Here is a 13,791-nt window from a genome sequence, read left to right on the forward strand (position 1 = left end):
GCCGCGCCGACTAGGGTGGTCACGTGAGCAACCGGATCGCCGTCGTTCCCGGATCCTTCGACCCGCCGACCCTCGGACACCTCGATGTGATCCGTCGCGCCGCCGCCCTCTACGACACCACCCACGTCGTGGTCGTGCACAACCCGGGCAAAGAGGCCATGCTGCCCATCGCGCAGCGGCTCTCGCTGCTCGAGCAGTCGATCGCCGAAGGCGAGGTGGGCGGCGAGGTCGTCGTCGCCTCGTGGAGCATGGGCCTGCTCGTCGACTACGCCAGCGACGTGGGGGCGGGCATCCTGGTCAAGGGCATCCGCTCGCAGGTGGATGTCGCCTACGAGACGCCGATGGCGATCGTGAACCGGCACCTCGCGGGCATCGAGACGGTGTTCCTGCTGCCGGACCCGGCGCACGCCCTGGTGTCGAGCTCGCTCGTGCGCCAGGTGGCGGCGCTCGGCGGCGACGTCTCGCCGTACGTGCCGCCGGCCGTCGCGCGGTTCCTGGATGCCACGACAGACCCCTCCGTCGGCACCATCCAGAACTGAGCGGCTCGCCCGAGACGACCGCCGACTCGGTGCCCGCGAAGGCGCCCGCGGCTAGACTCGTCGGGTGAGAACCACCCGCCCCGGCCCCTTCGCCCTGAACATCCGTGATCTCGTCGGACGCCCCGGTGAGATGCGCGAACTCGAATTCGACGTCGACCTGGCCGATCGCTGGGGAGAGGCGCTCGTCTCGGTGCCGGCCGACTCGCCGGTGGCGATCGACGTGCGTCTCGAGTCCGTCCACGAGGGGATCCTCGTGACCGGGACGGCCGCTGCCACCTACGAGGGCGAGTGCGGCCGGTGCCTCACACCGATCTCCGAGCGGGTCGAAGTCGAGTTCCAGGAGCTTTTCGCGTATCCTGGAGAGGAAGCGAATGACTTCGAGGTTCAAGACGACCACGTGGATCTTGAAACTCTTGTCCGGGACGCCATTGTTCTGTCGCTTCCGTTTCAGCCGGTTTGCCGGCCAGACTGCCCGGGATTGGACCCGATCACGGGCGAGCGTCTGGACGAGCGAGCCGTGCCGGAGCCGCAGGAACCCCTCGATCCACGATGGGCAGCTCTCGCGGATTTCCAGGCGGAGCCGGCTGCCGGTCCTGAGGACGAGCCGACACGATAGCGCCTCACCCCGAGCAGAGAACATCAGAACCGGACGCGTGCGTCCGGGTCGCACACGAAAGTAGAGAAGGCCATGGCAGGTAACCCCCCGAAGCGGAAGGTCTCCCGTTCGAACACCCGCTCGCGTCGCGCGCAGTGGAAGGCTGAGGTCCCCACCCTGGTGAAGACCGTCGAGAACGGCAAGACCGTCTACAGCCGTCCGCACCAGGCGAAGGTCGTCACCGACTCGCAGGGCACCGAGCTGTTCCTCGAGTACAAGGGCCGCAAGGTCGCCGACGCCTGAACGCCGTCGTGACTGACGAATCACAGCGCAGTCTTTCCGAGAAGCTCGGGGTCGACATCGACCCCGAGCTTCTCGCACTTGCGCTGACGCATCGCTCCTACGCGTATGAGCACGGCGGCCTCCCGCACAACGAGCGGCTCGAGTTCCTCGGCGACTCGGTGCTCGGCCAGGCGACCACCGTGCTGCTGTACACGCGGCATCCCGAGTACGACGAGGGGACCCTCGCCAAGCGGCGCGCCGGTGTGGTGTCGACGGTGGCGCTCGCGGAGGCGGCCCGGCGCATCGGCATCGGCGCATACCTGAAGCTCGGGCGCGGCGAAGAGCTGACCGGCGGTCGCGACAAGGATTCGATCCTCGCCGACACGACCGAGGCGCTCATCGGCGCGACATACCTGTCGGCGGGTCAGGATGCCGCGACCGGCCTGGTGCACCGCATCGTCGAGCCGATGCTCGCCGACCCGGCCCGCATCGACGCCGCCATCGATCCGAAGACGAGCCTGCAGGAGGTCGCCGCGCGCCTGCACCTGCCGGCGCCGCTGTACGCCGTGGATTCGACCGGACCCGATCACAACCGCACGTTCACCGCCACGGTGACGACGGGTGAGACCGTGGGCCACGGAACCGGGACGAGCAAGAAGCACGCCGAGATGGCGGCCGCGCTGGATGCCTGGCACGCGCTGTCCGGGCGCGGCTGAGCCCCTGAATGCCTGAGCTTCCCGAAGTCGAGGTCGTGCGCGCGGGGCTCGCGCCGGCGGTGACCGGTGCGCGGGTCGTGGCCGTCACGGTGCACGACGAGCGTGCGCTCACCCGGCATCCCGGCTCGTGCGCCGACTTCGAGGCCCGCCTGACGGGGCGCACGCTCGTCGGCGCCGCACGACGCGGCAAGTTCCTCTGGCTCCCGCTGGCGACGGAGTCGGGACCGGGGGAGTCGCTCATCGGCCACCTCGGGATGAGCGGGCAGATGCTGCTGCGCGAGTCCGGCGCGCCCGCGGAACGTCACGAGCGGATCCGTCTCGATATCGCGCATCCGCTCCACGGCGAGCTGGCCGTGGTCTTCAGCGATCAGCGGACGTTCGGGTCGCTCGCGATCGACACCGACGTGCCGACGCCCGATCACGCCCCCGGCGGATGGGGAACCGACGCGGCCGCCGTGCCGAGCCAGGTCGCGCACATCGCCCGCGATCCGCTCGATTCCGCCTTCGACGATGCCCGCTGGCGCGCTCTGATCGCGCGCAAGGACTCCGCCATCAAGCGGGTCCTGCTGGACCAGACCGTCGCGAGCGGCATCGGGAACATCTACGCGGACGAGTCACTGTGGGCGGCGCGGATCCATCCCGAGACTCCGGCGCGCGCGCTGTCGAAACGCGCGGCGACCCTCCTTCTGACCGAGGTGCGGCTGGTCCTCGAGAAGGCGCTCGTCGAGGGCGGGACGAGCTTCGACGCCCAGTACGTCAACGTGAACGGGCAGGCGGGCTACTTCGCCCATTCGCTGAATGCGTACGGGCGGACGGGGCTGCCGTGCGCGAGGTGCGGCCGCCCCATCCGCCGGGACCCCTTCATGAACCGGTCCAGCCACTTCTGCTCGTCCTGTCAGAGGATCCGGCGCCTCAGCTGAGCTCCTTCTTCCACGCGCCGTTGTAGAGCATGGGGGCGAAGCCGATGGCCTCGTTGATGTCGAGCATCGGCCGGTTCTCCTCCGCGTTCCAGGTGAGCACGCGGCGGGACTGCGGCGCGACCTCCCGCCACGAGAGGAGTCCGGCGCACTTGACGAGCATCCCGAGTCGGTGTCCGCGGTGCTCGCGCAGCACGAGGGTGTCCTCCTGCATGGTGGGGCGGCTCCGGTCGGTGCCGGCGACCAGCTCGTTGAACGCCGCCAGAGTGCCCGTCGCGACATGACGCGCGGCGGTGACCTGGGCCGCCCGCCCGGACTCGACGTATCGTGCGTCGTGGTCGCGCACTCGCGCGGCATCCCACGTCTCCTCGTCCACGTCGAGGTCCGCGGCGGGCGCGTCGGTCGACATACGCGACTTCAGCCAGGCGTAGTCGTCCACGAGCTCGTCCGGGGTGGGCAGCATCCACTGCACGATCTCGTAGTCCGCCGCCGCCTTCCGGGCTTCGCCGAGCAGATCCTCGATCCGGGCGAAGGCCGCGGGATCGAGGTTGAGAACGCTCTGGCGCTCGATCTGCTCGAGAGTGTGGCCGCGGCGCTCGAGGAAGCGTGCGGCGTGGTCGCGGGGGACCGTGCCGAACCCGGTGGGCGGTGCGAGTCGTTCGCCGTCGCCCTGAACGTGACTCGCCCAGGCCTGCATCACCGTGCGTCCTTCGGCGCGAACCCTCTGTTCCACCATCTCGTACGCGGCCGAGCCGATGCCCTGCCCCCAGACCGAGCGGACGAGTTCGATCCACCAGTAGGCGATGTGCGAGCCTTCCTCTTGAGGAAGCTCGATCCCGACGCGCCCGACGGCCCGGTCGCCCTGCCGGACGACCCACCAGGATCGCTTCGAATAGTCGGTGTGCTGGAATCCCGGCAGCAACTCGGCGGCATCGACGGTCTCATCGTCGGTGCCGTTGATCTCCTCGTAGATCGCGTTGCGTGCGCGCACCATGTCGATGAAGTCTGCAGCATCCGGCGCGTCGACGGATGCGGGGATGTGCAGTGGGGTCAGGGTGACGCCCGACGGCAGAGCCGTCGTCTCATGTGCGGTCATTGTCGCGGTCTCCTTCGATTCGTTTCTGCCAGGCTCCCTGGTCATGCCAGCTCCTTCTGCCACGCGCCGGCGTACGAGACCGGAACGAAGCCGAGCTTCTCGTTGATGTCGAGCATCGGGCGATTCTCTTCCGCGTTGAACGTCGACACGCGCGGGGACGTGGGCACCAGGTCGCGCCACCGCAGCAGATTGCCGCACTTGACGATCGTCCCGAGCCGGCGTCCGCGGTGCTCCGTCAGCACGAGGGTGCCGAACTGCGAGGTGACCGCCGTCCGGTCCGCGCCGATGGCGAGTTCGTTGTATGCGGCGACCGCGCCCGTCGGGACGTGCTCGACGACCGCGACGGAGACGAGCATCCCCTGTGCGGCAAGTCGCGCGTCGCGCCGCTCGATCCGGGCGGCGTCCCACTCCTGCTCCTCGATCTCCAGCGCGCCGGCCGGAGCGTCGGTGGGAAGGCGGGAGATCGCCCGGGCGAGCCCGGCGCGCCACTGGGGCGGGGTGGGGCTCGTCCACTCCCGGTAACGGTAGTCGGGGCCGGCGACGTCGACCGCGGCATCGAACGTCGCGCGCAGGACGCTCGGATCGGCGCGCAGATCGAAGGAGCTGTTGCGCTCGACCTGACCGAGCCGGAACCCGGCGGCCTCCATGAAGCGGGTCTGCGGGTCGGCCGCCGGAATGGCGCCCCACCCGCTCGGCGGACGGAGGACTTCGCCGCCGTCTGCCGGTCGGTGCAGCGTCCAGTTCTGCACGGTGGTGCGTCCGAGGCGCCGCGCGGTGCTCTCGAGCACGGCCAGGAGGGCGTCCTCCGCACCGCCGCCGCGGTGGGCGGGGTCCACGAGCACCTCGAGGTCGGCCGTGTGGCCGGGCTGGGAGGAATGGCGCACGAGTCCGGCACCGACCGGGTGCCCGTCCGCGTTCACGAGGAACGGGACGTTCACCCAGTCGGCGTCGCGCCAGAATCCCAGCGTCTGGGTCGCGGTCTCATCGAGAGCGTGGTGTCCGATGTCGTGCGCGACCACCGCGTTGGCGATCCGCACCCATTCGTGCAGGCCGGCGGAGTCCGCGGACTCCGCCGTGGCCGGCACGTCAACGGGGATCACGGTGAACGCGATGGGTCCGAGGTCGGTGGTCATCGGATTCCTCCTGGGGTCGGGGTCGGTTCAGCTGCGCAGGAATGCGCGGTGCAGCTCGTCGTGCGTGCGCGCCTGGGCAGCTCGCGCCTCGGCGACGCGCCGCCGGTGGGCGTCGCGGTCGAGTGCGGTGCTCGCGCGCCGGGCGCCGCTGAGCAGCAGCCACAGTGCGAGACGCAGATGCGCGCGCTCGGCGAGCGAGAGCCGCTCGTCGTGTGCGACGGCGGTGAGCCGACCGGTGTCGGGCAGGGACAAGGTGTCGTCGTGCTCCCGGACGGGAGCAGCGGACTCGATGGTATGCATCATGTGCTTTCGAGCAGAGTGCCGGCGGGCGCGCCGCGAAGACGTGGCGAAGCCGGCGGTGGAGATCGATCGGCCCGGGCGATCAGAAGACGCGGGCGGTCACTCGACGGCGTGCAGAAGTGGTGCCGGAGTGATGCGGAGGGCAGCGGTCAGGACGCGGCGATTCCGCCGCGCACGACGCCCGAACGGAGTCGGAACGCCACGATCGATGGTGTCTTGGTAATCATCGGTGGGCCTCCTCTCGACGCTCAGGTGATGCCGTGCGCATCAACGGTTCCCGAAGCTAGCGCGGGTTTTGCGCCGATGTCAAGCAGATTTTGCGCGACACGCCGAAATCGGCCGGAATTCCTGTTCCGTGTGGACCCTCGAGCGTGTCGGGATGCCGCGCGGCGTCGAGAACCGGGGGAGGGTGTCCGGTAGCGTGGGGTGGTCCAGCAAGCTGCCGCGGCGCGAGGGAGGCGGCATCCATGCATCTGAAGAGCCTGACGCTCAAGGGCTTCAAATCGTTCGCGCAGCCGACGACCTTCGCCCTCGAGCCGGGCGTCACGTGCATCGTGGGGCCGAACGGGTCGGGCAAGTCGAACGTCGTGGACGCGCTCGCCTGGGTCATGGGGGAGCAGGGCGCCAAGACGCTCCGCGGCGGCAAGATGGAAGACGTCATCTTCGCCGGGACCGCCACGCGCGGGCCGCTCGGTCGGGCCGAGGTGCAGCTGACCATCGACAACACCGACGGTGCGCTGCCCATCGAGTACGCCGAGGTGACCATCTCGCGCACCCTGTTCCGCAACGGGACGAGCGAGTACGCGATCAACGGGCAGAACTGCCGCCTGCTGGATGTGCAGGAGCTGCTCAGCGACTCCGGCCTCGGCCGTGAGATGCACGTGATCGTCGGACAGGGCCGGCTGGACACGGTGCTGCAGGCGACTCCGGAGGACCGTCGCGGCTTCATCGAGGAGGCCGCCGGTATCCTCAAGCACCGGCGTCGCAAAGAGAAGACGGTGCGCAAGCTCGAGGCGATGGAGGCCAACCTCACGCGCCTGAGCGATCTCGCCGGCGAGCTGCGGCGACAGCTGAAGCCCCTCGGGCGCCAGGCGGAGATCGCGCGGCAGGCGGCGTCGATCGCCGCCGTCGTGCGGGACGCCCGCGCGCGGCTCTATGCCGACGACGTCGTGCAGCTGCGCGCAGAGCTGGCCGCGTTCGCGCAGAACGAGCAGGAGCGCCACGCGGAACGGCTCGTCCTGCAGGACCAGGCCGACACCCTGCACCGGCGGATCGCGCAGCTCGAGGAGGATCAGCGTTCGGAGGCGGTGGATGCCGCCCGCCAGACTGCCTTCGATCTCGGGCGCGTGCAGGAGCGCCTGCGCGGTCTGTACACGCTGGCCGGACAACGGCTGTCGCTGCTCGCCGCGGACGACGAGTCCCTCGCTCCGGCCCAGACCGTCACGATCGAGCAGATCGACCAGGCCCGGGCGGGTGTCGTCGAGCTGTCCTCGGGTGTGTCCGCCGCGCAGGATGCCGCGCACGCCGCCGGGCTGCAGGTGACGCGGGCGCGCACGGAGCTGGATGCGCTGGACGCGGACATCGCGGCGCAGAGCGCCTTGGTGTCCGAGCACGACATGCGCCTGACCGCACTGCGCGGCTCCGCAGAGGCGGCTGCGTCGACGCTGGCGGCGATCCGCACGGGCGTCGCGCGGCAGCAGAGCGCCCTCGAAGCCGCGGAGCAGCGGCGCACCCAGGCGGAGGAGCAGCTCGCCGGCCTCGCCCCCGAACTCGTCCCCGAGCAGGCCTCCGCCGAGTACAGCGCCGCCTACGAGCGGGCGCAGCGCACCGCGACCGAGACCGAGAACAAGGCGGCGGCCACGCGCGAGCGCCTTCACGGAACGGAACGGGAGATCGAGGCGCTGACCGCGCAGGCGGCGGCACTCGGGCGGGCGCTCGAGATCCGCAACGCCGCCGGCGACCTCATCGCCCGCGGCGGACGCGGCATCCGCGGTGTCGTCGGCGATGCGATCCAGGTGCAGCCGGGTTACGAGACGGCGATCGCCGCCGCATTGGGCGCCCTCGCCGAGGGCGTGCTCGTGGATGCCGTCGCGGACGGGTTCGCCGCGGCCGCCGAGGTCACCGGGGCGGACCTCGGCATCGTCGACATCGTGATCGCCGAGCCGGAGGGCGCGCCGGCCGAGGTGCCGTCCGCACCGGGATTCGTGGCCGCACAGGACATCGTCACCGCCCCACCCGGCGTGCTGGGGCTCCTCGCCCGCGTCGTGATCGCCGACGACCTCGAGGCCGCGCGCCGCGTCGGCGTCGGGTCGGCGCTCACCGTCGTCACCCGGAACGGGGAAGTCGTCACCGCCTACTCGCTGCGTGCGGGAACGGGCGCGTCCCGCTCCCGGCTGGAGCTCGCCGCCGAGCGTGACGCGGCGACCGATCGCCTTGCGGAGATCACCGTGGTGGCCGATGCCCTGCGGGAGGCGCTGCAGGAGTCGACGGGAGCACTGGAGTCCGCCCGCCGCGAGACCAAGTCGTCACTCGAGCGACTCCGCGCGCACGACGCGGCGCTGGCTGCGCACGCCGAGCAGGTCAACCGCGCCACGGTGCGCGCGGAGGCGGCCGCCGCCGAGTGCGAGCGGCTCACGGCGACGCTCCGGCAGATGCAGTCCTCCGTTGCGGATGCCGAGGCCGATGCGGCCCGCGCCCAGGAGCAGCTCGACACGGCGCTGGCCTCGCCGCGCCCGATCCTGGACGCCTCGGCGCGAGACGGGGTTCTCGCGGCTCTCGAGGAGGCCCGCGAGGCGGAGATGCGGGCCAGGCTGGATGTCGAGACGCTGCGCGAACGCGTTCGTGCCGAGGAAGCGCGCGTCGTCGCCCTGGAGCGCCAGCGGGAGCGCGAACAGGCCGCCGCCGTCGCCGCTGCCCGGCGCGCGGCGCTCCGCGAGGCGCAGCGCGAGGTCGCGCAGAGCGTGGCGTCACGGCTCCCCGCGCTGCTGGATTCCGTCGACCGCTCGGTGAGCGAGGCGCGCGTCGAGCTCGCCGCGGCCGAAGCCACGCGTTCGGCGGTGTCGGCCGAACTGGACGAGGTGCGCCGGCACGACGCCGCCGTGCGCTCGCGCATCGACGCCCTCACCGAACGCGTGCATGGGCTGGAGCTGCAGATCCACGAGAAGCGGCTGCAGCTGACCAGCCTGCTCGAGCGCGTGCAGTCCGAGCTGGGGCTGTCGGCGGACATCCTTGTGGACGAGTACGGTCCGGAGAACCCGGTGCCCGCTGAGGACGACGGCGAACCCGTCCCGTACGACCGGGCCGCACAGCGGCGGCGGCTGCAGGATGCGGAGCGCAAGCTCGGCCGGCTCGGCAAGGTCAATCCGCTCGCCCTCGAGGAGTACGCGGCACTCGAGCAGCGGCATCGGTTCCTGACCGAGCAGCTCGACGACCTCACCCGGACGCGTGCCGACCTGATGACGATCATCGCGGAGCTGGACGAGCGCATGGTGTCGATCTTCGTGGCCGCCTTCGAGGACACCCGCACGGCGTTCGGCGAGGTGTTCCCGATCCTCTTCCCGGGCGGAACCGGCAGCATCTCGCTGACGAATCCGGACGATCCGCTCACGACCGGCATCGAGGTCGCGGTGCGCCCGGTCGGCAAGAAGATCGAGCGGCTCTCCCTGCTCTCCGGCGGCGAGCGTTCCCTCGCGGCCGTGGCGCTGCTCACGGCCATCTTCAAGGCGCGCCCGAGCCCGTTCTACATCCTCGACGAGGTGGAGGCCGCGCTCGACGACGCCAACCTCGGGCGGCTGCTCGGGGTGTTCGAGCAGCTGCGGGAGTCCAGCCAGCTCCTGGTCATCACGCACCAGAAGCGCACGATGGAGATCGCCGACGCGCTGTACGGGGTGTCGATGCGGCAGGACGGCGTGTCGGCGGTCGTCGGCCAGCGCGTGGCCCCGGCCCGCTCGGAGAAGACTCCCGCGCCCGCCCCGTAGGCTGGATGCATGGCTGAACGCTCCTGGTCACTCGGTCGCGCGCTGCGCGGCCTGTTCGTCAAGCCCACCATCGACGAGACGACGTGGGAGGATCTCGAAACGGCGCTGATCACCGCCGATTTCGGGCCCGACATCACCGAGCGCATCGTCGACGAGCTGCGCGCCAAGGTGGAGCGGTACGGCACGACCGACCCGGCCGACCTGCAGCGCATGCTCAAGGAGACCCTCGAGGAGCGCTTCGCCAAGTTCGACACGACGCTGAAGCTCACCGAGCGGCCGGCTGTCGTGCTCGTGGTCGGGGTGAACGGCGTCGGCAAGACGACCACGATCGGCAAGTTCGCCAAGTTCCTCCGCGGGTACCAGCGCTCCGTGGTGGTCGGGGCGGCCGACACCTTCCGCGCCGCGGCGGTCGAGCAGCTCGCGACGTGGGCGCAGCGCTCCGGCGTCGCGATCGTGCGTCCCGAGCGCGAGGGGCAGGATCCTGCGTCGGTCGCGTTCCAGACCATCGACTACGCGAAGCAGCACGGCACCGAGATCGTCGTCGTCGACACCGCCGGCCGCCTGCACACCAAGGGCGGGCTCATGGACGAGCTCACGAAGATCCGGCGTGTCATCGAGAAGCAGGCTCCGATCAGCGAGGTTCTGCTCGTCCTGGATGCCACGACCGGCCAGAACGGGGTCATGCAGGCCGAGGCGTTCCTCGAGCATGCGGGGGTCACCGGGCTCGTGATCACCAAGCTCGACGGCTCGGCCAAGGGCGGGTTCGTCCTCGCCGTGCAGGAGCGCACCGGCATCCCCGTCAAGCTCCTCGGACAGGGCGAGGGCATCGACGATCTCACCGGCTTCACGCCGCACGTGTTCGCGGCATCCCTCGTGGAATGAGTGTGCCGGTCGGTCCGTCGCGCTACCCAAACCCCGCCGAGGGTGGTTGCATAGAGGCATGGCGATCGAGCACGAGTACTTCGGACTGATCGAGACCGACAACGGCTCGATCAGCTGGAGCGACGTCGTCGAACTGGGCGACCAGAACGTCACCATCGACCTCAGCGCGCCGTTCGAGGCCGACGTCGAACCGGCGGCTCTCGACGCTGCCGCCATGCTCGTGCGGGCACTCGAGGGCATGGACATCGCGGCGCGCAACGCGATGGTGTCCGAGCTCGACAGCCGCACCAGCGAGGTGACCGAGTACATCCTGCAGCAGGAGGATCGCCTGGGCGACGAGCTCGAGGACTTCCTCGTCGACATCTCCGGCGACACCCCGATCGATGTCATCCGCTCGCTTCAGCTGGTGAGCCTCACCGTGCTGCTCGATGAATTCGACGGCGACGAGCCCTTCGCCGTGCTCGAGTACATCATCGACGCGGATGCCCCCGAAGAGGCGCTCCTGGTCAACTTCGGGTCGGACGGCACGATCCAGTCGATCGCCAGCGCCGACCGCTGACGGGTCGACCGGCAGACGCCGCACATCGTCGGGCGGACGTCCACCGGCGTCGGGGGGTCAGACCGCCTGTGCGAAGGTGAGGCCCTCGGTGGCGATGTCCTTGGCGAGGTGCGCGAGGTCGTCGGGGATGTCGCGGCCCTTGGCGAGCATCGACTGCGCCCACAGGCGTCCGGCGCGGTACGAGGAGCGAACGAGCGGCCCGGCGAGAACGCCGAGGAACCCGATGCGCTCGGCCTCCGCCTTGAACTCGACGAACTCGTCGGGCTTGACCCAGCGCGCCACGGGCAGATGCCGCGGCGAGGGCCGCAGGTACTGCGTGATCGTGATGATGTCCGTGCCCGCGTCGTGGAGGTCCTGGAGGGCCTGGACGACCTCCTCGGGCTCCTCGCCCATGCCGAGGATCAGGTTCGACTTGGTGATGAGCCCGGCATCCCGCGCCTGCGTCAGCACATCGAGCGAGCGCTCGTAGCGGAACGCCGGACGGATGCGCTTGAAGATGCGCGGCACCGTCTCCACGTTGTGCGCGAAGACCTCCGGGCGCGCGTCGAACACCTCCTGCAGCAGGGTCGGGTCACCGTTGAAGTCGGTGGCGAGCAGCTCGACGCCGGTGCCCGGGTTCTGCGCGTGGATCTGGCGGACCGTCTCGGCATTCAGCCAGGAGCCGCCGTCGGGGAGGTCGTCGCGGGCGACGCACGTGACCGTCGCGTAGCGCAGCTGCATCCGCGTGACGCTCTCCGCGACGCGCCTCGGCTCGTCGGTGTCGTAGTCCGCGGGCTTTCCGGTGTCGATCTGGCAGAAGTCGCAGCGCCGCGTGCACTGGGAGCCGCCGATGAGGAACGTGGCCTCCCGGTCTTCCCAGCACTCGTAGATGTTCGGGCAGCCCGCCTCCTGACAGACCGTGTGCAGGCCCTCGTCCTTCACGAGCGAGTGCAGGGCAGTGTACTCCGGGCCCATCTTCGCCTTGGTCTTGATCCACTCCGGCTTGCGCTCGATGGGGGTCTGCGCGTTGCGGACCTCCAGGCGCAGCAGCTTGCGTCCGTCCGGTGCTGCGGTGCTCACGCGGCCACCTCCGCGTACTCGCGCTGGAACACGTCGACGATCGTGCCGAGGACGTCGCGCGGCGCCACATCGCGCCCGACCACCTCACTCACCGTGGTGACGCCGGCATCGGTGATCCCGCAGGGGATGATGCCGCCGAAGGCGGCCAGGGAGTTGTCGCAGTTGACCGCGAACCCGTGCATCGTCACGCCCTTCTCGACGCGGACCCCGATGGCGGCGACCTTGTCTTCGGAGAGCGGGCGGCGCACCCACACGCCGCTGCGGCCTTCGACCTGGTAGCCGTCGACCCCGTGCACGCGCAGCGCCTCGATGAGCAGACGCTCGATGCGGCGCACGTGCGCGACGACGTCGATGGGCTCGTGGAGACGGACGATCGGGTAGCCGACCAGCTGGCCCGGACCGTGCCAGGTGATGCGCCCTCCCCGGTCGACGTCGATGACCGGCGTGCCGTCGGTGGGCCGGTCTTCCGGTTGGGTGCGCTTGCCGGCGGTGTACACGGCCTCGTGCTCGAGCACGATCATCGTGTCGGGGCGGGTGCCGGCGACCACGTCGGCGTGCACGCTGCGCTGCAGCGCCCAGCCGTCGAGGTACGGCACGTACTGCGGGCCGAGGCCCGCGTCCAGGATCTCGAGCACGCTGCTCCTTCGCTCGTGGCGTTTTGATGGATCGTGTCCAACAATACGACACAGACGCGCACGCGTCACGATGCACCGGGCCATAGGCTTGAGGCATGGGGAGCGAATCGCGAGCAGGCAGGCCTCGGGCATCATCGCGGGAGACCCTCGCGGAGGCGGCGTGCGAACTCTTCCTGGAGCGCGGATACGCCGCGACCTCCGTCGGTGACATCGCCGCGCGCGTCGGCGTGAGTCGCTCGAGCTTCTTCAACTACTTCGCGTCGAAGGCCGACATCCTCTGGTCAGGACTCGACGAGCGGATCGCCGCCGCGGCATCCACGCTGGACTCCGCGGCAGACGTGGCGCGCGTCCCCGCGGCACTCGCGGCCTCGTTCGCCGGTTTCGCGCCGGACAGCCTGGCACTGGCCATCGTCAACGCGGAGGCGATGGGCATCGCCGACGAACTCACCCGGGAGGCCTCGATGCGCCGGGCGAGGATCGCCGACGCGGTCGCCCGGCGCCTCGAGCGCGACGGCCTCGAGCGGATGCGCGCCCAGATCTGCGCGGCGGCGTATGCGGCCGCGGTGATGTCCGCGATCTGGGAGTGGGCGCACGGCGGCGCGGGCCGCACCCCGCTGCCGCCGACCCTGGAGCGCGCGCTGGCGATGGTGCCGGAGACCGTGTCGGATGCCCGGGTGTCGCAGCTGCGGGTCGTCGTGGCCGCCGAAGACCTCGACGGTGCCGTCGCCTTCTATCGCGACGCCCTCGGGCTCGTCGAGCAGGAGTCCTACGACGGCGACGGCGATGCGCGGGTCGTGATCCTCGGCGCGGGGAGGGCGACCCTCGAGCTCGCCAATCCCGCCCAGGTGCGCTTCATCGACCGTGTGGAGACCGACGGCGTGACCAGTCCGCACATCCGGCTCGCGTTCGAGGTGGACGACACCGCCGCCGACAGCGCCCGCCTGGTGGACGCCGGCGCGGAGCTGCTCGCGACCGCTCGGGAGACCCCGTGGCGATCGATGAACGCGCGGCTCGCCGGGCCCGCCGACGTCCAGCTGACGCTCTTCCAGGAGCTCGGCACGCGCCCCGCCGGCGAGGGTGCCGCACGCTGAGAGCGCACGC

14 protein-coding genes are annotated in these 13,791 nt (G+C 70.7%); 9 read left to right on the plus strand and 5 right to left on the minus strand.

Annotated features, from left to right (window positions below; all coding sequences use genetic code 11):
* Positions 1-23 precede the first annotated feature (23 nt).
* The 5 genes from coaD to mutM all read left to right on the plus strand — a co-directional run bounded on the left by coaD (position 24) and on the right by mutM (position 3,052).
* On the plus strand, positions 24-539 hold the full coding sequence (gene coaD / locus LK09_RS12090) for a pantetheine-phosphate adenylyltransferase (RefSeq protein WP_039399534.1): 516 nt from the start codon (positions 24-26) through the stop codon (positions 537-539).
* A 130-nt stretch (positions 540-669) separates the two neighbouring features.
* Positions 670-1,155, plus strand: coding sequence for a YceD family protein (locus LK09_RS12095; protein ID WP_052226706.1), 486 nt, complete (start codon positions 670-672; stop codon positions 1,153-1,155).
* A 72-nt stretch (positions 1,156-1,227) separates the two neighbouring features.
* Positions 1,228-1,437, plus strand: coding sequence for a 50S ribosomal protein L32 (gene rpmF, locus LK09_RS12100; RefSeq protein WP_039399540.1), 210 nt, complete (start codon positions 1,228-1,230; stop codon positions 1,435-1,437).
* Entirely contained in the window at positions 1,434-2,132 is a 699-nt protein-coding gene (gene rnc, locus LK09_RS12105) for a ribonuclease III (protein WP_039399541.1), read from the plus strand. The genes rpmF and rnc overlap by 4 nt, the downstream gene beginning before the upstream one ends.
* An 8-nt stretch (positions 2,133-2,140) precedes the next feature.
* The gene (mutM, locus tag LK09_RS12110) at positions 2,141-3,052 is read left to right on the plus strand and encodes a bifunctional DNA-formamidopyrimidine glycosylase/DNA-(apurinic or apyrimidinic site) lyase (RefSeq protein ID WP_039399542.1); all 912 of its coding nucleotides are present in this window, start codon (positions 2,141-2,143) and stop codon (positions 3,050-3,052) included.
* Here mutM and LK09_RS12115 read toward each other — a convergent pair.
* Genes LK09_RS12115 through LK09_RS12125 form a run of 3 tightly spaced genes read right to left on the minus strand, consistent with a single transcriptional unit; the run spans position 3,045 to position 5,581 of the window.
* Positions 3,045-4,145, minus strand: a complete 1,101-nt coding sequence (locus LK09_RS12115; protein WP_039399543.1) for a GNAT family N-acetyltransferase — start codon at positions 4,143-4,145, stop codon at positions 3,045-3,047. The genes mutM and LK09_RS12115 overlap by 8 nt on opposite strands.
* A 41-nt stretch (positions 4,146-4,186) precedes the next feature.
* Entirely contained in the window at positions 4,187-5,278 is a 1,092-nt protein-coding gene (locus tag LK09_RS12120) for a GNAT family N-acetyltransferase (RefSeq protein WP_039399545.1), read from the minus strand.
* A gap of 27 nt (positions 5,279-5,305) precedes the next feature.
* Complete coding sequence (locus LK09_RS12125; RefSeq protein ID WP_039399546.1) at positions 5,306-5,581, minus strand: hypothetical protein; 276 nt, start codon at positions 5,579-5,581, stop codon at positions 5,306-5,308.
* 464 nt (positions 5,582-6,045) lie between these two features.
* Between LK09_RS12125 and smc the strand changes: the two genes are divergently transcribed.
* The 3 genes from smc to LK09_RS12140 are packed head-to-tail and all read left to right on the plus strand — an operon-like array spanning position 6,046 to position 10,996.
* Complete coding sequence (gene smc, locus LK09_RS12130) at positions 6,046-9,555, plus strand: chromosome segregation protein SMC (RefSeq protein ID WP_039399547.1); 3,510 nt, start codon at positions 6,046-6,048, stop codon at positions 9,553-9,555.
* A 9-nt stretch (positions 9,556-9,564) separates the two neighbouring features.
* Complete coding sequence (gene ftsY, locus LK09_RS12135) at positions 9,565-10,437, plus strand: signal recognition particle-docking protein FtsY (RefSeq protein ID WP_039399548.1); 873 nt, start codon at positions 9,565-9,567, stop codon at positions 10,435-10,437.
* A 58-nt stretch (positions 10,438-10,495) separates the two neighbouring features.
* The gene (locus tag LK09_RS12140; protein ID WP_039399549.1) at positions 10,496-10,996 is read left to right on the plus strand and encodes a DUF2004 domain-containing protein; all 501 of its coding nucleotides are present in this window, start codon (positions 10,496-10,498) and stop codon (positions 10,994-10,996) included.
* A 57-nt stretch (positions 10,997-11,053) separates the two neighbouring features.
* On the opposite strand, the gene lipA is transcribed toward LK09_RS12140, so the two are convergent.
* Both lipA and lipB read right to left on the minus strand, forming a co-directional pair.
* On the minus strand, positions 11,054-12,055 hold the full coding sequence (lipA, locus tag LK09_RS12145; RefSeq protein ID WP_082008219.1) for a lipoyl synthase: 1,002 nt from the start codon (positions 12,053-12,055) through the stop codon (positions 11,054-11,056).
* Positions 12,052-12,690, minus strand: a complete 639-nt coding sequence (gene lipB / locus LK09_RS12150; RefSeq protein ID WP_039399550.1) for a lipoyl(octanoyl) transferase LipB — start codon at positions 12,688-12,690, stop codon at positions 12,052-12,054. The genes lipA and lipB overlap by 4 nt, the downstream gene beginning before the upstream one ends.
* 95 nt (positions 12,691-12,785) lie before the next feature.
* On the opposite strand from lipB, the gene LK09_RS12155 reads away from it, so the two are divergent.
* Positions 12,786-13,781 carry a TetR family transcriptional regulator gene (locus LK09_RS12155; protein WP_039399551.1) on the plus strand — a complete coding sequence of 332 codons (996 nt, stop codon included), beginning with the start codon at positions 12,786-12,788 and terminating at the stop codon, positions 13,779-13,781.
* The last annotated feature ends 10 nt before the right edge of the window (positions 13,782-13,791 follow it).

This window comes from Microbacterium mangrovi (genome assembly GCF_000802305.1).
Classification (GTDB): Bacteria; Actinomycetota; Actinomycetes; order Actinomycetales; family Microbacteriaceae; genus Microbacterium; species Microbacterium mangrovi.